13 protein-coding genes, 1 other RNA gene and 1 pseudogene are annotated in these 19918 nt (G+C 40.8%); 10 read left to right on the forward strand and 5 right to left on the reverse strand.

Features of this window, described 5'->3' with window-relative positions; genetic code table 11:
* Nucleotides 1–11: 11 nt before the first annotated feature.
* Together cydB and I6F53_RS15710 are read right to left on the reverse strand one after the other, a co-directional pair.
* A complete protein-coding gene (gene cydB, locus I6F53_RS15705; protein ID WP_231615026.1) occupies nt 12–1151 on the reverse strand; it encodes a cytochrome d ubiquinol oxidase subunit II in 1140 nt (379 codons plus the stop codon).
* Nucleotides 1148–2731 (reverse strand): cytochrome ubiquinol oxidase subunit I, encoded by a 1584-nt coding sequence (locus I6F53_RS15710; RefSeq protein ID WP_165739353.1) that lies wholly within the window; start codon nt 2729–2731, stop codon nt 1148–1150. Before I6F53_RS15710 ends, cydB begins: the two co-directional genes overlap by 4 nt.
* Nucleotides 2732–3030: 299 nt before the next feature.
* Between I6F53_RS15710 and lpxB the strand changes: the two genes are divergently transcribed.
* From lpxB to I6F53_RS15740, 6 genes are all read left to right on the forward strand, one after another.
* Nucleotides 3031–4188: a lipid-A-disaccharide synthase gene (lpxB, locus tag I6F53_RS15715; RefSeq protein ID WP_197240200.1), complete on the forward strand. Its 1158-nt coding sequence runs from the start codon at nt 3031–3033 to the stop codon at nt 4186–4188.
* Entirely contained in the window at nt 4178–4780 is a 603-nt protein-coding gene (rnhB, locus tag I6F53_RS15720) for a ribonuclease HII (protein ID WP_197240201.1), read from the forward strand. The genes lpxB and rnhB overlap by 11 nt, the downstream gene beginning before the upstream one ends.
* 2 nt (nt 4781–4782) lie before the next feature.
* The gene (gene dnaE / locus I6F53_RS15725) at nt 4783–8274 is read left to right on the forward strand and encodes a DNA polymerase III subunit alpha (protein ID WP_197240202.1); all 3492 of its coding nucleotides are present in this window, start codon (nt 4783–4785) and stop codon (nt 8272–8274) included.
* A 16-nt stretch (nt 8275–8290) separates the two neighbouring features.
* Complete coding sequence (gene accA, locus I6F53_RS15730) at nt 8291–9247, forward strand: acetyl-CoA carboxylase carboxyl transferase subunit alpha (RefSeq protein ID WP_197240203.1); 957 nt, start codon at nt 8291–8293, stop codon at nt 9245–9247.
* 83 nt (nt 9248–9330) lie between these two features.
* Nucleotides 9331–10650: a tRNA lysidine(34) synthetase TilS gene (gene tilS, locus I6F53_RS15735; RefSeq protein ID WP_197240204.1), complete on the forward strand. Its 1320-nt coding sequence runs from the start codon at nt 9331–9333 to the stop codon at nt 10648–10650.
* Entirely contained in the window at nt 10651–10992 is a 342-nt protein-coding gene (locus tag I6F53_RS15740; RefSeq protein ID WP_197178554.1) for a hypothetical protein, read from the forward strand.
* Nucleotides 10993–11065: 73 nt separating this feature from the next.
* Here I6F53_RS15740 and I6F53_RS15745 read toward each other — a convergent pair whose 3' ends face one another.
* Nucleotides 11066–11962 (reverse strand): GGDEF domain-containing protein, encoded by an 897-nt coding sequence (locus tag I6F53_RS15745; protein WP_197240205.1) that lies wholly within the window; start codon nt 11960–11962, stop codon nt 11066–11068.
* A 133-nt stretch (nt 11963–12095) separates the two neighbouring features.
* Here I6F53_RS15745 and I6F53_RS15750 point away from each other — a divergent pair, with 133 nt between their 5' ends.
* Nucleotides 12096–14069, forward strand: a complete 1974-nt coding sequence (locus I6F53_RS15750) for a monovalent cation:proton antiporter-2 (CPA2) family protein (RefSeq protein WP_197240206.1) — start codon at nt 12096–12098, stop codon at nt 14067–14069.
* A 15-nt stretch (nt 14070–14084) separates the two neighbouring features.
* On the opposite strand, the gene I6F53_RS15755 is transcribed toward I6F53_RS15750, so the two are convergent.
* Nucleotides 14085–15230 carry a patatin-like phospholipase family protein gene (locus I6F53_RS15755; RefSeq protein WP_024599802.1) on the reverse strand — a complete coding sequence of 382 codons (1146 nt, stop codon included), beginning with the start codon at nt 15228–15230 and terminating at the stop codon, nt 14085–14087.
* Nucleotides 15231–15449: 219 nt separating this feature from the next.
* On the opposite strand from I6F53_RS15755, the gene I6F53_RS15760 reads away from it, so the two are divergent.
* The 3 genes from I6F53_RS15760 (at nt 15450) to I6F53_RS15770 (ending at nt 18382) form a co-directional block, all read left to right on the forward strand.
* The gene (locus I6F53_RS15760) at nt 15450–16325 is read left to right on the forward strand and encodes a DUF3014 domain-containing protein (protein ID WP_197240207.1); all 876 of its coding nucleotides are present in this window, start codon (nt 15450–15452) and stop codon (nt 16323–16325) included.
* Between the two features lie 139 nt (nt 16326–16464).
* An RNA gene (gene ffs, locus I6F53_RS15765) (signal recognition particle sRNA small type) lies at nt 16465–16561 on the forward strand.
* 297 nt (nt 16562–16858) lie between these two features.
* On the forward strand, nt 16859–18382 hold the full coding sequence (locus I6F53_RS15770; RefSeq protein ID WP_197240208.1) for an acetyl-CoA hydrolase/transferase family protein: 1524 nt from the start codon (nt 16859–16861) through the stop codon (nt 18380–18382).
* A gap of 262 nt (nt 18383–18644) precedes the next feature.
* Here the strand turns inward: I6F53_RS15770 and I6F53_RS15775 are convergent.
* Nucleotides 18645–19799: pseudogene (locus tag I6F53_RS15775) on the reverse strand (multidrug effflux MFS transporter); the annotation flags it as partial.
* Nucleotides 19800–19918: the final 119 nt, after the last annotated feature.

Here is a 19918-nt window from a genome sequence, read left to right on the forward strand (position 1 = left end):
GTTTAGTCTCCTTAATAGCTACCGTGAGTGTTATTTTCAATTTCTTCAACTGTCACTCTGCGCCACATTTTTACGTAACACCATGTGGTGTAGGTTAAAATAAGTGGTACAAAAATAGATACTGCAACAAACATTACATTGAGCGTTCTATGGCTCGATACCGCATCCCAAATTGTTAAGCTAATATTAGGATTATTGCTTGATGGCATAATAAATGGGAACAGTGAAACACCTGCCGTCATAATTACGCCTACTAACATTAAGCTTGTTGAAATAAGCCCAAGTGCTGGCTTATTCAATTTAGAAAATATAAGAGCACTTAATGCCATTGCAAACGCTAATATAGGGAAGGTCATTGTCCACGGACGATCGCTGTAATTACTTAACCATGCACCTTGCGCTGTTGTTACTACTTTAGCTAAAGGGTCTGCGTGGCTTTGCGTATCAGGCATAGATACAATTTGGTAACCCGTTAAATTAGCAACCCAAAAACCAGCAGCTGCAAATAATACAATAAATGCAATTAGAGAGTAGCGACCATATTGACCTGAACGCTCTGCTACTACAGTTGCTGTACGAAGTTGTAACCACATACCAGCATGAGCAACTAACATGGTAATACTAATCAAACCTGCAAGTAATCCAAATGGGTTAAGCAAGCCAAAAAATGAGCCTTGGTAGCTAACACGCATTAGGTTATCAATATTAAACGGTACGCCTAAAAATAAGTTACCAAATGCAACACCAAAAACTAATGCCGGAATTGCGCTGCCTGCAAGCAAGCCCCAATCCCAGTTATTACGCCAGCGTTTTGAATCTACTTTACTACGGTAATCAAACCCAAGTGGTCTAAAAAACAAGGCAAATAGTACTAACATCATGGCAAAGTAAAAGCCCGAAAATGCAGCGGCATAAACCATAGGCCACGCTGCGAACAACGCACCGCCTGCGGTTATAAACCATACTTGGTTACCGTCCCAATGCGGGCCAATTGTGTTTATTACTGTGCGGCGCTCTGAATCTGTTTTACCAACTAGGCGAAGCAACATAGCAACGCCCATATCCATGCCATCGGTAATAGCAAAGCCAATAAGCAGCACACCAATGATCAACCACCAAAGCATTTTTAATGTTTCATAATCAAAAATCATGATTGCTCTCCTTCAGTTTGCTCAGCTTTGTTTGGTAACTCAAAATGATATTTACCTGTATGCAGCGAGCTCGGCCCTTGCTTAACAAAACGGATCATCAGCCAGCCTTCAACAATGGCTAAACCAGTGTAGAAAACAATAAATCCAGTTAAGCTAATTAGAATGTCGTTTATTGTTAGTGACGACGTGGCTAAAAAGGTCGGCAGTATTTCAGATATAGCCCAAGGTTGGCGACCATATTCAGCAACTATCCAGCCAAATTCAATAGCTATCCAAGGTAGTGGAATGCTCAATACAGCAGCCCATAACAACCAGCGCTTTTGCTCAATCACGCGGTGTGCGTTGTAGTAAAATGCCAATATAAATACACCAAGCATCGCTACACCACAGGCAACCATAATCCTAAATGACCAAAACATAGGGCCTACTTTAGGGAAAGAGTCTTTAACGGCTTTTTGAATTTGATCTTCGGTAGCATCTACAACATCAGGTGTGTAGCGCTTAAGTAGCAAGCCATAACCTAAATCATCTTTTAGGGTATTAAATGTCGCTATATTTTCAGGCGTGTCTTCACCGTTTCTGAGTTTTGTAAGGTATTTATAAGCTATCATACCGTTACGGATTCGTACTTCGTGTTGTTTTTCTAGGTCGTTAATACCGGTTACTTGCTCATCGAGCGAGCGAGTTGCAATTAACCCAAGTGCGTAAGGTATTTTAACCGCAGCATGTGTTACTTGCTCTTCTGAATCAGGGAAACCAAATGCGGTAAACGCAGCTGGGGCTTCTTCTGTATGCCATTCGGCTTCAATTGTTGCCAGTTTTACTTTTTGAACTTCGCCTACTTCGTAGCCTGATTCGTCGCCGAGTAAAATTACACATAAAATTGACGCTAAACCAAAACCAGAAGCGACCGAAAACGAACGCTTAGCAAATGCAAGGTCGCGGCCTTTTAATATGTACCAACTGCTTATACCCAATACAAACATTGATGCAGCTACATAACCTGCCGATACAGTATGAATAAACTTAACTTGTGCTACAGGGTTAAACACAAGCTCTGCAAAGCTGGTCATTTCCATGCGCATAGTTTGATAGTTAAACTCAGCACCTACCGGGTTTTGCATCCAACCGTTGGCAATCAAAATCCACAGCGCCGACATGTTAGTACCAATGGCCATTAAAAAGGTTGCACCTAAATGCTGGCGTTTAGAGAGTCTGTCCCACCCTAAAAAGAACATGCCAACAAAGGTCGATTCTAAAAAGAATGCCATTAAACCTTCAATAGCAAGGGGAGCCCCAAAAACATCACCTACGTAATGCGAGTAATAAGACCAGTTAGTACCAAACTCAAACTCCATGGTAAGGCCTGTGGCCACACCAATTGCAAAGTTAATACCAAACAATTTTCCCCAAAACTTAGTCATATCACGATAAATTTCGCGACCGGTCATTACATAAACCGATTCCATAATAACTAAAATCCAGGTCATACCTATCGTTAACGGTACGAATAAGAAATGAAAGAGAGCGGTAACAGCAAACTGTAATCGCGATAGATCCACAAAGGTTTCATCTATCATTATTGGCTCCTTGAGAGTGACGGATTAACAGGGCAACATTTAATTGGCAAAGTTAAGCTTTAATGAACTTTCAGTAATTACTGAAAGTTTGTGATAGTATTTACTTTTGTGCAATTTTTGTCAACATACATATTAGTAAAACTTAATATATTTCCTATGCTACATCAGTATTAAAAACAAACAACATAAAGCCTTAACTTAGGTGATAAAAAACCAGTTATTTAAAGCGTTTAACCAAACAGTAAAACACGGTAAACTAATCCTCATGAACGCCTGGTTTACTTGTGAAATAAAATCAAATGAATAAAGATAAAAAACAACTACGAATTGGTATTGTGGCAGGTGAACTGTCGGGCGATATTTTAGGCGAAGGCTTAATTAAAGCCCTTAAAAAGCACTTCCCGGATGCTATTTTTGAAGGGATAGCAGGGCCTAAAATGCAAGCGCAAGGCTGTAAAACACTTTACGACATGGATGAGCTTTCGGTAATGGGGCTTGTTGAGGTACTTGGGCGTTTGCCGCGGTTGCTTAAAATACGTAAACAACTCGTGCAGCATTTTGTAGATAACCCACCTGATGTATTTATAGGTATAGACGCACCCGATTTTAACTTACGCGTTGAAAAGCCACTTAAAGATATGGGCATTAAAACCGTACAGTATGTAAGCCCATCTGTTTGGGCGTGGCGCGAAAAGCGTATACATACAATAAGTGCAGCGACTAACTTAGTGTTGGCGTTATTACCATTTGAAAAAGAATTTTACGATAAGCACCAAGTGCCATGTACATTTGTAGGGCATACCTTGGCTGACGATATAGCGCTTGAGCACGACGATACTAAAGCACGTGCAGAATTAGGCTTAAGCCTTGATGACAAAGTACTGGCGTTACTACCAGGTAGTAGAGGCTCTGAAGTTGGTTTACTAAGCGAAACTTATATTAAAACTGCTGCAGAGCTGCAAGCTAAAAACCCCAATCTTAAAATTGTGGTGCCATTGGTTAATGAGAAACGCAAAGCGCAGTTTACTGATATATTAAACTCTACCGCGCCAAACCTTAATGTTAACCTGCTTGATGGGCAATCAAAATTAGCGATGCAAGCCGCCGATGCTATTTTATTAGCGTCGGGCACTGCCACACTTGAAGGTATGCTTTATAAAAAGCCAATGGTAGTGGGTTATAAAATAAAGCCGTTGAGCTATTGGATTTTTAAAACCTTATTTACGTTTAATATAAAGTACTTTTCGCTGCCTAATTTATTAGCAGACGAAGAGTTAGTCCCTGAGTTTTTACAAAGCGAGTGTAACGTGGCTAATTTAACCAATGCGCTTACCCCAATGCTTAATACCGATAACATTGAGCTAAAAGCACGCTTTTTAGCTATTCACGAAAAAATTAGATTAAATGCCAGCGAACAAGCAGCTAATGCTGTGGCGGAGTTAATAAATGCAAATTGATAGACCCAACGTAGCCTTAATTGCCGGTGTAGATGAAGTAGGTCGCGGCCCACTTGTTGGCGACGTAGTTACTGCCGCCGTTATTTTAGACCCTTCAAAACCTATTGCAGGCTTAGCCGATTCTAAAAAATTAACAGATAAAAAACGCCAAGCGCTTGCGATTGAAATAAAAGAAAAAGCATTGTGTTACGCATACGGCCGCTGCAATCCAACAGAGATTGATGAATTAAATATTCTGCACGCAACTATGCTTGCCATGACCCGCGCAGTAGAGGCGTTAAGCACACAACCAGAATTTGTATTTATAGATGGTAATCGCTTACCAAAACTCACGATTCCCGCGCAAGCTGTTGTGAAAGGCGATAGCTTAGTGGCCGAAATTTCAGCGGCATCTATTTTAGCCAAAGTAGCGCGCGATGACGAAATGATTGAACTCGATAAGCGCCACCCAGAATATGGCTTTGCAGGGCATAAAGGGTACCCGACTAAAGCACATTTTGCAGCGCTTGAGCAGTACGGCGCAATTGACGAGCATCGTAAAAGTTTTAAACCTGTTCAGCGCGTTTTGGCGCAAGCCAATGGTGAGGGCTAAGCATGGCTGCTCCTGATTTTGTTCATTTAAGAGTTCATTCAGACTTTTCGATGGTTGATGGCCTTGCTAAAACAAAGCCAATAGTCGCAAAAGCGCAAGAGCTGCAAATGCCAGCCATTGCGATTACCGATCAAATGAACTTTTGTGGTTTAGTACGTTTTTATGGCGCAACGCATAACGCCGGCATTAAACCGATTGTGGGTGCTGACTTTTGGGTTCGTAGCCCAGAATTTCCTGACGAGCCAAGCCGCTTAACCATATTAGCCAAAGACAACGACGGCTATAAAAATATTACCTTATTAATATCTAAAGCGTATCAACGTGGGCATGTGTTTCATCGCCCAGTGATTGATCGAGAATGGCTGGTGGAACATAAAACCGGCTTAATTATTCTCTCGGGCGCTAAAGACGGTGATTTAGGTAAAGCGTTATTAAAAAATAACCCGAGTGTAATTGAGTCGGTAGTTAGCTTTTATAAGCAGCATTTTAGCGATAACTACTACCTTGAGCTTGTTCGAACCAATCGACCGCTTGAAGAAGACTACTTACACATGGCGGTAGAGCTTGCTACCAAAGAGCAGTTACCTGTTGTAGCGACCAACGAAGTGGTGTTTTTAAAGCCAGAAAACTTTGAAGCGCACGAAATTCGTGTTGCCATTTTTGACGGCTACACGCTTGACGATAAACGCAGGCCGAAGCGATTTTCTGAAGAACAATATCTAAAAACATCAGAGCAGATGGCTGAGTTGTTTTGCGATATACCTGAGGCGCTACAAAACACAGTAGAGATAGCTAAACGTTGTAATGTAACTGTTCAGCTAGGGACTTACTTTTTACCTGATTACCCAACTGGCTCACTTAAGATTGATGAGTTTTTAGTTAAGGTATCAGAAGACGGCCTTGAAGAGCGACTACAGTTTTTATTCCCCGATGAAGAAGAGCGAAAAGTAAAACGTGTTGAATACGATGAGCGACTAGATATAGAGCTTGGCGTAATTAACCAAATGGGATTCCCAGGTTACTTCTTAATCGTAATGGAGTTTATTCAGTGGAGTAAAGATAACAATATTCCTGTTGGACCTGGCCGTGGTTCAGGTGCAGGTTCATTGGTTGCGTACGCACTTAAAATTACCGATTTGGATCCACTCGAATTCGACTTGCTGTTTGAGCGATTTTTGAATCCTGAACGTGTATCAATGCCCGATTTCGACGTCGATTTTTGTATGGACAGACGAGACGAAGTAATTGATCACGTGTCGGCTTTGTATGGGCGTAATGCCGTATCGCAAATTATTACCTTTGGCACCATGGCTGCAAAAGCGGTAATACGCGATGTAGGGCGAGTGCTTGGGCATCCTTACGGGTTTGTCGATCGTATTTCAAAAATGATTCCAGGCGATCCTGGGATGACACTTGCCAAAGCGTTTGATATAGAACCACGCTTGCAAGAAGCCTACGATGGCGACAATGAAGTAAAAGATTTAATCGATATGTGTCGTATCCTCGAAGGGTGTACACGTAACGCCGGTAAACATGCGGGTGGCGTAGTAATATCGCCAACGACAATTACCGACTTTTCTGCGCTTTATTGTGATGACGAAGGTAAGTTTCCGGTAACACAGTTTGATAAAAATGACGTAGAAACCGCAGGCTTAGTTAAGTTCGATTTCTTGGGTTTGCGTACACTGACTATATTACAGTGGGCTGTCGATATGACCAACGTGCGCATGAAGCGCCAAGGTAAAGACCTCGTTGATATAAACACCATTCCACTGGATGATAAAAAAAGTATTGAGTTGCTACTTCGCGCCGAAACGACCGCTGTATTTCAGCTAGAATCGCGCGGTATGAAAGACTTAGTACGCCGGTTAAAGCCCGATAGCTTTGAAGATATGATTGCATTGGTGGCCTTGTTCCGCCCAGGTCCGCTGCAATCAGGCATGGTAGATAACTTTATCGACCGAAAACTGGGCCGAGAAGAAATATCATACCCAGACGCACAGTATCAGCACGAAAGCTTAAAACCAATACTCGAGCCAACGTACGGCATTATCTTGTATCAAGAACAAGTAATGCAAATAGCGCAAGTACTAGCAGGTTATACGCTAGGCGGCGCCGATATGCTTCGCCGGGCAATGGGTAAGAAAAAACCCGAAGAAATGGCAAAGCAGCGTTCAACGTTTGAAGATGGCGCAAGAAATAACGGCATTGACGGCGAACTCGCGATAAAAATCTTCGATCTGGTAGAAAAGTTCGCAGGTTATGGTTTTAATAAATCTCACTCAGCGGCATATGCATTAGTATCGTATCAAACGCTGTGGATGAAAACGCATCATCCTGCAGAGTTTATGGCTGCGGTTATGTCGGCCGATATGGATAACACCGACAAAATAGTTATTTTGGTGGATGAATGTGAAAACATGAAGCTCACCTTATTGCCGCCAGACGTAAATGCAGGCGAGTTTAAGTTTACAGTAAACCTGCAAGGCGAAATTGTTTACGGCATTGGCGCAATTAAAGGCGTGGGTGAAGCACCGGTTGATGCAATACTAGAAGCGCGTGCGAAAGGGGGCCCATTTAAAGATTTATTCGATTTTTGTGCTCGAGTGGACTTAAAACGCGTAAATAAACGCGTAACCGAAAAATTAATTTATTCAGGTGCACTTGATAAGTTAGGGCCAGAAAAAACACAACCTGGGCGTGCTACATTACTAGCTAGCTTAAAGGATGCAATGCGTGCGGCTGACCAACACAACAAAGCGGAGCTGTTAGGGCAAAGTGATTTGTTTGGTTTATTAGCCACCGAGCCTGATGAGGTTGAACAAGCCTTTATTAAAGCCACAGGACTCACCGATAACGAGTGGTTAGAAGGCGAAAAAGAAACGCTAGGCCTTTATTTAACTGGGCATCCGATAAATCAGTACCGCCGCGAACTTAAGCATTATACCAGCGGAAAAATAGTTGATTTACAGCCCACTAACCGTGATGTGTTTGCAACCGCTGCTGGTTTAGTGATTGCCTCTAGGGTATTAATTAATAAAAAAGGAAATCGTTGGGCCTTAGTAACTTTAGATGACAAGAGTGCACGGATTGATGTACGCTTGTATTCAGACGAGTTTGAAAAGTACCAAGATATGCTCCAAGTTAACAATATCTTGGTAATATCTGGACAGGTCAGCTTTGATAACTTCTCCGGTGGTATTACAATGACCGCCAGAGAAATAAACACCATTGCTCAAGCGCGTGAAAAACGCATTAAAGCGATTAAAATGACGCTGAACATGGTGCAAGTCGAGGCAGGTTTCTTCGATAAATTACAAAAAGTACTCGAACCCTATAAAATGGGAACGTGTCCGATCAAGGTTTATTACCAACGTCCAGATGCGTTGGCGCAATTAACTCTTGGGATCGAATGGTGTGTTACGCCAAGTGACGACTTAATTCATAAGTTATCACTCATGGCGGCGCAAGACGTAGAACTAGAATTTAACTAATTAGGTAGTTTAGAGCATGAGCCTCAATTATCTTGATTTTGAGCTTCCAATTGCAGAATTAGAAGCAAAAATTGAAGAATTACAAAATATAAGCCGCGCTGGCGAATTAGACCTTGAGTTAGAAGAGGAAGTCAGCAAATTAAAAGAAAAAAGCGCCAAGCAAAAACAGGAGATTTTTTCTAATTTAGGCGCCTGGCAAGTATCACAGTTAGCACGTCATCCGTTGCGTCCTTACACTCGAGATTATATCGAGCGCATTTTCACGGAATTTGACGAGTTTTCTGGCGATCGTACATTTGCCAACGATCCGGCTATTTTAGGTGGCGTTGCGCGTTTAGATGGCGAACCAGTAATGGTTATTGGCCAACAAAAAGGCCGTGACACTGCTGAAAAAATTAAACGTAACTTTGGTATGCCAAAGCCAGAAGGTTACCGTAAAGCATTACGCTTAATGGAAATGGCTGAGCGTTTTAAAATGCCAATCATGACCTTTATCGACACGCCGGGTGCATACCCAGGTGTTGGCGCTGAAGAACGTGGTCAATCTGAAGCAATCGCGCGTAACTTAAAAGTAATGGCGACACTTAAAGTGCCGACAATATGTACGGTTATTGGCGAAGGCGGTTCAGGTGGTGCATTAGCGATTGGTGTTGGCGACAGAGTTAACATGTTGCAATACAGTACTTACTCTGTAATTTCGCCTGAAGGTTGTGCGTCTATTCTTTGGAAAAGTGCCGACAAAGCACCACTTGCAGCAGAAGCAATGGGTGTAACCGCAGAGCGTGTTAAAGAGCTAGACTTAATCAGTAACTTAATTGATGAACCTCTAGGTGGCGCGCACCGCAATTACGATGCGATGGCACGTAACTTAAAAGTTCGCCTTAAACGTGACTTAGCAGACCTACAAGCGCTTACGCTTGAAGAAATGCTTGATCAACGTTACAAACGTTTAATGTCGTTTGGTTATTGCTAAACACATTAAATGTTAAAAAAAAGCCGCTTATGCGGCTTTTTTGCTTTAAAATGTTCAGAGTTTTTATATAAAAGTGCGCCCATATGCATACATCAGCAATTTATCAGCAATTAAAAAAATCACTAAATAGCTATATTGAGCAAGGCAATACTGTTTTTACAGTTGCGCTTTCTGGTGGTGTTGATTCGGTGGTGTTGCTGCATTTAATGCGTACTTTAAAAGCAGATAACCCTGCAATTAATATATCGGCTATCTATGTACACCATGGTTTGAGCCAGTATGCTGATGATTGGCAACGCTTTTGCCAAAATTTGTGCAGAGAGCTTAATGTGTCCTTTGAAGCCGCGAAAGTAGTTATTGAGCAACAATCGCGTACAAGCCTTGAAGCCCAAGCACGTGACGCCCGTTACAAAGCACTTGATGAACTAAGTCCAAAAGGCAGTATTATTTTACTGGGCCAGCATTTAAACGACCAAGTAGAAACATTTTTGCTGCGCTTAAAGCGAGGTTCGGGTTTAAAAGGGCTTGGCGCAATGCACCAAGCGCGTTTACTTCAAAGTGGTCGCGTATGTTTTAGACCATTGTTAAATGTAGCGCGCAGCGATATAGAAGCCTTTGCAGCGCAGTTTAGCATTAACCACATAACCGATGACTCTAATACAGATGAAAGTTTTGACCGTAACTTTTTACGCTCAAAAATAGTACCGGTGTTAGCTGAGCGCTTTAATGGGTTTGAGCAATGTACTGCACGAAGTATTGAGTTGCTACAGCAACAGCAAACACTACTTGATGAATATACACAGCTCGATTTAAATAAGTGTATTAACGAGTATCAAGCACTGTGCGTTAATCAAGTAAGCGAATACAGTGCAGCGCGAATTGCAAATATAGTACGTGCGTGGCTTGCATTATTTACGCAAGTGATGCCATCGCAAAAGCAACTTGAACAAATTATTAATCAAGCAGTTAATGCAAAAAATGACGCGCAAATGCGTATTGATTTAACTGATGGACAAATACGTCGTCATCAAGGTTATTTGTACTTTGTAACACCAAGTGCAGAATTAACAGATGCTGAGCTTAATTATATTGAGCTCAATCATTCAGAGTTAAAACTTGCAGACGGGCGTTTACTAATTAAATCCAATGGCTGCGGAGTAAGGCCTCCAAACAAAAACGAACAAGTAACAGTGCGCTTTAATTGTAATAGCGCACGTATAAAACCACTTAAAAAGCCGGGTAGCAATACCGTAAAACATTGGTTTAAAGATGCAAAAATAGCGCCTTGGCTGCGCGCCAGTGTGCCGCTTATTTTTTATAATGATGAATTAGTGCAAGTGGTTGGTTATTTTATGAGTGCTAAGCATGTTGATGAAAATGGTGTTTTTTGGGAGTGTAAATAAATGAGTAAGCAGCCGCATGTTGGTTTGTCGTTAGTGACTAAAGCGCCTATGGGTATGCTAATAACCGCAGTTATTGCTGTTATCGCTAATGTTTTACTTGAGTTAAATATTGTAACGTTAGGCTATGCAGTAGTGGGTGGGGTTGTATCTGCAGCACTTTTATTGGCTTACTGGTTAGGTAAGGGGGGATTGTTTTTTATTTTAGGCGTGAGCCTCCCACTACTTTTAGTATTATTTACACCACTTGCTACTATTACCGCATTACTTAATTTAATTAGTGGATTCTTTTTTGGCTTTTGTGCTGCTTTGTTTATTTATAAATTGGTGAGTGCAAAACCTTAGTATTGGATTTTTAGCAATAAAAAAGCCTAGCGGGGGAAGCTAGGCTTTTTTATTTAATTAATTTAAGCAAATATTAATAAGCTTTTGCGCAGTTTCTGCCAGATGCTTTTGCTTTGTACAAACCTTTATCGGCTCGAGCAAAAATTTCGGTTTCGCTATCTTGGCTGTTAGCTAAAGTAAAACCAACGCTGGTTGTTACTTTGTATTTAGACATTAATGGCGATTTTCTGACTAAGCACATTATGCGCTCAGCGACGACCTTGTTAGTTGTAAACTCAGGGTCTTCAATGAGTAGAGCAAACTCATCACCACCAAATCTAAATACTGAGTCGGTACCGCGTATGCTGCTACACAGTACTTTTGAAAATTCTTTAAGTGTATCGTCACCAATTTTATGACCAAAGTTGTCATTAACTTGTTTAAAGTTATCTAAATCAAGCAGCATTAAACTAAATGGGCGCTGGTAACGGCGACAGTTTTCGAGCTTTTGCAGCAAAAAGTCATTAAATTGACTACGGTTGTTTAAACCTGTTAATGCATCTTTTGTGGCAAGTTTTAGTACACGGCTATACATCATCGCATTGCGAAGTGGATAAACCAGCGCAGTATGTAAAATATTTAGTTTTTTCTCAATTGCTTGACCAAGCGGAAATTTACTAAAATAAATTAGCTGGCCTAAATGATCTTTCTCAATAGATAGATCAAAGATATATGGAGTATTATCGGTATTGCTATCTGAAGTTTGAGCTGTACCTAAGGTTGATTGGAACTGTAATCCAGAAAAATTTAGCAATTGCTTTGCAAATTTTGCATATATAGCTAAAACATCTTCTATTACTAGGCTAGTTTGTAGCTCTGTAACAAGATCATGCGTTGCCGCAGACTCGTTTATTTGTGTATGTTCGGCCGAAAACGGCAAAAAATCACCGCGACCAGACACACGCTGCGTCAAAATATGGACGTTTTCCACTAAAATCTCCCCCGAGGGTGTTGCTTTGCAGTAACTAAGCGATTTTTGTGCCATATTTTAAAATTGCATGAAAAACAGATGGTTGTTATATTTACTTACAAGCTACTAGTTTAATTTAAACGCGAGGCTGCATTTGCAAAGTATTAATGCTCAAATTTTTGGCTTATTAGTAGCGGCAGTGTTGTTTGTGTGGTTTTTTAAACGCATTGGCTTGCCGCCTATTTTAGCGTACCTAGCAACTGGGGTTTTAGCCGGTAGTCATGGCATTGGCTGGTTGGCACAATCTCACGAAATAGAGTTTGTAGCAGAGCTTGGAATTGTGTTTTTGTTATTTAGTTTAGGATTAGAGTTTTCTATTTCGCGGCTAATGGCAATGCGAAACCTAGTATTTGGACTGGGCTCGCTGCAAGTAGGTATAACCAGTTTACTCTTCATTATTATTTTATATTGTTTAGACTTTTCCTTACTCACCAGTTTTACCATTGGCACAATTATGGCGCTTTCTTCAACGGCTGTAGTGGTCAAGTTATTAAAAGAAACAGGTGAGCTTAATCAGCGCCGAGGGCAATTGGCCGTAGGTGTACTGCTATTTCAAGATATTGCTGTCGTTCCTCTATTAATAATACTCCCTTTATTTGCATCAAGTGACTCTCAAACCATTGGTTGGGCTCTAGCATTTGCCCTAAGCAAGGGGGCTTTTGTATGTGTGCTACTTTGGGCCATAGGTAAATGGATATTGCCCATTGTTTTTAAAGAAATAGCGCAAGTACGAACCGATGAATTGTTTGTACTTACAACCATATTAGTGGCGCTATTTGCGGGCTTTTTAACGTATATGTTTGGCTTGTCTATGGCTTTGGGCGCTTTTTTAGCGGGAATGATGTTAGGTGAGAGCCATTACAGGCACCAGTTAGAGGCCGATATACGACCATTTCGCGATATATTAATGGGGCTGTTTTTTGTAACTGTGGGTATGCAGTTAGATATTTTATTTGTACTGGCGCATATAGTAATAATTGTTGGCGCATTGCTTGGTTTACTCGTATTGAAAATTACAGTGGTCGCACTTAGTGCGCGGCTAATGCATGAACGAAACCAAGATTCACTCGCCTGTGGCATCATGCTGTGGCAAATGGGGGAATTTGGTTTTGTACTTATTGCACTTGCTGGGCAGCATCAGTTATTAAACTCAGAGCAAGCCTCATTTTTAATTGCGTTGGGTGTGCTTTCAATGGCGCTTACACCATTTTTGATTGATAAAACGCCATTTATTTTAAATCGTTTGGGCATACTCGATCGTCCAAGTTTAGCGCTAGAAGCAGAGCCACAAAGCAGTACGCTTTATAGTGACCATGTTGTTATTTGTGGTTTTTCGCGTGTTGGGCAAACCATAGCGCGCTTTTTAAAGCCCGAAGCAATAGATTACGTTGCTATTGAAAGTAACCCAATACTTGTACAAGAAGGCAAAGCGGCGGGTGAACCTGTAATATTTGGCTATGTTAAGCAAAAAGATATTTTAAAATGCGCAGGAGTAGAGCGAGCTCGGCTGGTAATTATTACTTTTACTGAGTTTGACCACGCACAAGTTGTTATCGATGCCATAAAACAAATAGCACCTAACGTTAAAATACTTATTAGAACTCGTGACGACAGCCAGCTCGATTATTTAAAAGCGCTTGGTGTAACCGAAGTAGTGCCCGAGTCGTTAGAGGCGAGCTTAATGCTCGTTTCGCATGTGTTGTCTATGTCGGGCGTACCCATGACACGTATTGTGCGCCGAGTGAGTAAAGAGCGTCGAAACCGTTACCCGCTAATGCAAAGCTTTTACGCAGGGTATTTTAAAGATAGCGAAGATGCCTCAACTGACCGATTAGAATATTTACACGTTGTTGCGCTACCTCAGCAAGCTTATGCCGTGAGTAAAACAATTGAAGATCTTAATTTAGAAAAGCGGCGAGTACTCGTAAAAGCACTGCGCAGAGAAGGAGCCGAAATAGACACGCCATCAGCGCAAACAACCTTGTTAGCTAACGACGTTTTAGTACTACAAGGTAAACCAAGGCGAGTAGAGCGGGTAGAGCACTACCTGCTCGACGGAATAGAATAACGTGCCTGTTTGGGCTTAATCTAACTCTAAAAACTCACGCATTTTAGGTAACTGCGCCATGCCATCTTCATAGCCAATTTGCATTAGATGCTGGGTGTAGCGTTTTTCAAACAATAGGTAACTGGTTAAACTCGATTGCGAATGTTTTTTAACACCGATTGTACGCAGCAATACTTTAATCGCCCACGGCATATCGTCGTAATACTGCGCAGCAATAGCATTAAAGTTTTGCGACGGGTTAATAACAAAGGTATCGATTTGTTTAAGTTCTTGATGTTTATCGCGAGCGGGCAGTAGCCCTAAAGTGCGATTAACACGTTCTAACCGCTCTAAATCAGACTGCATTGTGTCGGTAAATACACTGTCGAGTAAATGCCCTGCAACAGCCGATAAGCCAGGGTAATGTGGCGAGTAACCCGGTGGGTGAAGCTCTTTAGGTTGGTCGACCCCAATAATAAATATTTTTTCAGCCCCTAAATGAATAGATGGGCTGAGCGGCGATAACTGATGTATTGAGCCATCACCAAAATAATGGTTATAAATATTTACGCTTGGAAACACCATAGGAATCGCACTCGACGCCATTAAATGCTCAACGTTAATACGCGTGGCTTGGCCTTCGCGTTTAGCGCGTTGCCATGGTGTTTGTGTATTTGATTGAAAAAACGCAACAGAGTCGCCCGTTGTATAACTAGAAGCCGTAATTGAAAGCGCATCTAAATAATTTCGGTGTAAGTTACGCTCTATCCGGTGTAAGTCTAAAATCTCATTGAGCAAACCACGTAGAGGGCGATTATTTAGCAAACTCGCTGGTGGGTGATTAATATGCTCTGACTGAAAGCTGGTTAAAATATTGCGCGCAATATGACCAAATACACTTAAAAAGTCACTTTTATAAACCATAGAGGTCGAAAAGTTTTTCCAAACTGATTCAAGTTTTCGTACAGCTAAATGTGCACAAGAGGCGTAACATGCTAAAGCAGCAGAGTTAATAGCCCCTGCAGAGGTGCCATTTATTACTCTAAACGGTAATGGAGCTGTACGCGGCATGCTATGAGCGAGCGCTTTAAGTACACCCACTTGATAAGCAGCTCGTGCGCCACCGCCCGTTAATAATAGGGCTATTTTTGGTTTTTCTGGATCGACTTGCTTGATTTTCATATTGGTGTTTAAACTGTTCAACGTCTTTACTTTATTTATTAACTGTAAGTCTTTAAGCTAGAAGAATCAAAGGATAACTGAGTAATAGTAAGTACAGTAAGCTTATGTTTATATTTGTAAGCTAAAATAGTTATGTATTTATAGTTACTATTCATAATGAATTTTTTCCACTCAGGGTACTCTGAGTGATAACGCACTTTTAATTTTTATGGAGTTTGTATGTCAGATAAACCAGAAGCGTCAGATGTTCAAAAACGTCCGCCTAATAACAATTTTCTTTTCGCCGTTATTATTTTAATAATAGTTGTGTGCGCAGCCGCGTTTGTACTATTAAAGCCAAGTGATGAGCCACAAACACGCACAGAGGTAGAGCAAGCACCAAAAGAGCAACCAATGATGGAGCTTAAACCTGAAAACGATCCCGTAGTTGACGCGCCATCAGTTATGCCAGAAAAGCCAGCAGAGCTTGAAGTGCCAGCACAAAGCCCAAGTGAGCCTGTCCCTGAAGTAAAGCCATTACCAACGCTTAATGAAAGCGATGCCGTTGTAGTTGCTAAAATGGATGAGTACCTAAGTGATTCAGTAATGAGCTTAATGGTAACCGACGACGTAATTCGCCGTGGTGTTGTATTTGTAGATAACCTAGCTAAAGGTAAAGTAGCTAAAAAGCACACGCCTGTTGTTCAACCAGAAGAAACGTTTAGCGTAAATGAAGGTGATATTTTAACAATTAACCCTAATAGCTATGAGCGTTACACACCGTATGTAAAAATATTTACCAGTATGAGTGCAGCGCAAGCCGTTCGTATGTACGAAGAATATAAGCCACTTATTAATAATGCATACAGTGAAATTGGTTACGGCGATGACGAGTTTAATCAAACTCTTGAAGATGCAATCGATTTATTACTTGATACGCCAGAGCCAGAAGGTGACTTACCGTTACTTCGTGATTCAGTAACGTATCAATATGCATTCTCTGAATGGGAACAGCTTCCTGATGCACAAAAACAGCTTTTACGCATGGGCCCAGAAAACATGAAAAAGGTAAAAGCAGCACTTCGTAATATAAAAGCGCAGTTAGAGAGCAATTAATACGCACTAAAACAGCTAAATACGCCGCGATTGTATATGAAATATGCAATCGCACTTTCTTTTTAGATTATCCCTTGAATAACAGAGCAAAAGTAGAGATAATCCTTCCCGCGCCAACCAAGGCCCTCAATGGTAGTCTTATTGGTCCTCTCGCAACACTAGCAGGCGAACCTGGTCAGGCCCGGAAGGGAGCAGCCACAGTTTGTGACGTGTGTGCCGAGATGTGGCTGGTAAGACTGCCACCCAAATTCCTCATTTGGGTGTTTGAACTAATAAAGTTAATTCCTCAAAAATAATTCCTCTAATTAAATAATACTATTTATTTATAGATTACTTTATAAATTACTTTATAGATTGTTATGTCATTTTTGTTAAAAATATTACTAATAACTACGTGATAGTATTAATTAAAAGTAAATTAACCTCCCTTTTAAACATGTTGCTCATCCTCGATTCGTAAATGCGACTTAAGTCTATATTGTGTAGTACGAAGTTAGGATTAGAATAATGCCAAATTTAGAAAGGGGCTCAAAATGAACTTGGAACGTATTCGCAATAGTAATCTGCATAATAAAGTTATGTCTGCTGAGCAGGCAAGTCTGTTTATTAAAGATGGAATGACTGTAGGGATGAGTGGCTTCACTCGTGCCGGAGAAGCTAAAGCAGTACCCAGAGCATTAATTGAGCAAGTCAAAAAAAGTCCTATCAAAATAAATTTAATGACGGGTGCATCACTAGGTAATGACTTAGATAAACTCCTTACAGAAGCGGGAATTTTAGCGCGTCGTATGCCTTTTCAAGTAGATAGCACTTTACGTAAAGCGATTAATAACGGTGAAGTAATGTTTATTGATCAGCATTTATCTGAAACGGTTGAGCATTTACGCAATCATCAATTAACTATGCCTGATGTAGCTGTTATTGAAGCCGTTGCCATTACCGAAGAAGGGCATATTGTGCCTACTACATCGGTTGGTAACTCAGCAAGCTTTGCTATTTTTGCAAAAGAAGTCATTGTTGAAATTAATATGCTGCATAACCCTAATCTTGAAGGTTTGCACGATATATACATTCCTTCGTATCGTCCTACTCGCCAACCAATGCCGTTAGTTAAAGTAGACGACCGCATTGGTAGCACTGCAATTGCTATCGATCCTGCAAAAATTGTTGGTATTGTTTTTACTAACCAAAGCGATTCGTTTTCGACCGTTACCGACCCAGATGAAGACACCGCATTAATTGCGCGCCATTTAGTTAACTTTTTTAAAGATGAGGTGGCTCAAAATAAATTGCCAGCTAATTTAGGTCCATTACAAGCAGGCATTGGTAACATTGCTAATGCGGTGATGATGGGGCTACTCGACTCTGACTTTAAAGACCTAACAATGTATTCAGAGGTACTGCAAGATTCGACGTTTGACTTAATTGATGCAGGTAAGATGAGCTTTGCATCAGGCAGCTCAATTGTTTTGTCTGAGCGTTGTAACGCGCAAGTATTTAATAATTTAGAAAAATACAAAGACAAGCTAGTGTTACGCCCTCAAGAGATTTCGAACCACCCTGAAATAGTGCGCCGTTTAGGTATTATTGCCATTAATACTGCGCTTGAGTTTGATATGTACGGCAATGTAAATTCAACGCATGTGTGTGGCACACGAATGATGAATGGTATTGGCGGCTCGGGTGACTTTGCCCGAAATGCCCATTTAGCTATATTTGTGACTAAGTCGATTGCTAAAAATGGCGCTATTTCAAGTGTTGTGCCTATGGCGAGCCATGTTGATCATAACGAGCACGATGTTGATATTTTAGTAACTGAGCAAGGCTTAGCTGATTTACGTGGCTTAGCACCGCGTGAGCGTGCTGTACAAGTTATTAAGCATTGTGTGCACCCAGATTATCGCGAAGCGATGTTCGACTATTACAATCGCGCTTGTGAGCGTGGCGGGCATACCCCGCATTTACTCGAAGAAGCGTTTAGCTGGCATATTCGCCTAGAGCAAGAAGGCAGCATGAAAAAAGCATCTATAGTGCAAGATATACCGCTATCAGCTTAAACCAGCATTAGTTGAACTCGTTTAAATAACGCTCCTTTATGGAGCGTTTTTTTTGCAACAGAGAATGTAATCTGAGCTGTGGGTAATAAATCTACTACAAGCAGCTTTTTTCAGCGGTAACTGCGTTGAATTCATTTTCATTAGGCCAGTAATTGGTACGTAAATTCGCCTTTTTTGTTGGCGGTTTTTGGCTAGAAAAAATAAATATAATATCACTATTATTCAATGTGTTAGCAAGTTTATTAACCATAAATCAGGTTGCTTAAATTTTAGATAGATTGTTTATCACGTACGCTTTATTTTTTACCAGTAACCATAAAACCAAAGCAATAGTGCCGATACTTAACTGAATAATACCTAAGTCACTTATAAGTTCATCTGGGCGAATTGACACCAGCATCATGCCTGTTGCCCCTGCAATCATCGAACAAAATTGAATAATCGCCACAGCGGAGCCTGTATCGCCAGTTTGCTGATCTAACATTAAATTAGTACCTGGTACGCGCGTAATAATAACCATAAGTGTGGCGGGAGCTGCAATACTTGCGAAAATCCACGGGGAAAGGTGCCCAAAAGTAAGAGTAAGTACGCCGCATAACATGAGTAATGTAAAGCAGGTAGTAATTATTTTTTTCACTGATATTTTTTGAGAAAGCTTCATATAAATACTAGGACCAAACGATGCGCAAAACGCATTAGCAGCAAACGCATAACTAAAGGTTTGCTCTGATAAGCCAAAGCCATCAATATAAATATACGAACCAGCTGCTAAAAATGCCATTAGTGTCATGGGGGGAATAGTAAAAATAGCGAGTAAAGAAAGAAAACGCGGATTTTTTATAACAACGCCTAATCTTCCCCAAGATTGTATAATTGATCCTGTGTATTTACTTTGTAATGTTTCTTGGTAAGTAAGCGCTAATAACATCGACATAGTGCCAAAACCAGCCAGTGCGTAAAACATCATATGCCAAGAGCCTACTTTTAATAATAATGCGCCAATGACAGGTGCAACCATAGGGGCAATAATCACTAACGAAATAATAGTGGCTATTATTTTTTCTCGCTCTCGACCATCGTATAAATCTTTTACTATAGCCGTTGCTACAACCGTTACGGCACTGCCACCAAAGGCTTGAATTAAACGGGCGCCAATAAGCATTTCTACTTGATTCGAAAGTGCGCAGAGTAAACTGCCTATTATGTAAATACTTAAGCCAAGCATTATTATAGGTTTTCGCCCATATTTTTCGCTTAATGGCCCCCAAAAAAGTAACCCAATAGCATAAGCTACAAAATAAACGCTAAGGGTTAAGTTAACCATTGCCTGATTAGTGCTTAACTTTTCGACCATAGTTGGCAAGGCAGGTAAATATAAATCGGTAGTTAAAGGCGGAAAGGCACTCACAATAACTAAAAATAATAACGTGCCGGTTTTACCTAAAAAAGGTTACTCTACTTTCACACTAAAACTCCAAAATAACACAGTACATAAGTTGTAATTATTTCACAGTCTACATTCAATATTTAATAAAT

This window comes from Pseudoalteromonas sp. SWN29 (genome assembly GCF_015864465.1).
Classification (GTDB): Bacteria; Pseudomonadota; Gammaproteobacteria; order Enterobacterales; family Alteromonadaceae; genus Pseudoalteromonas.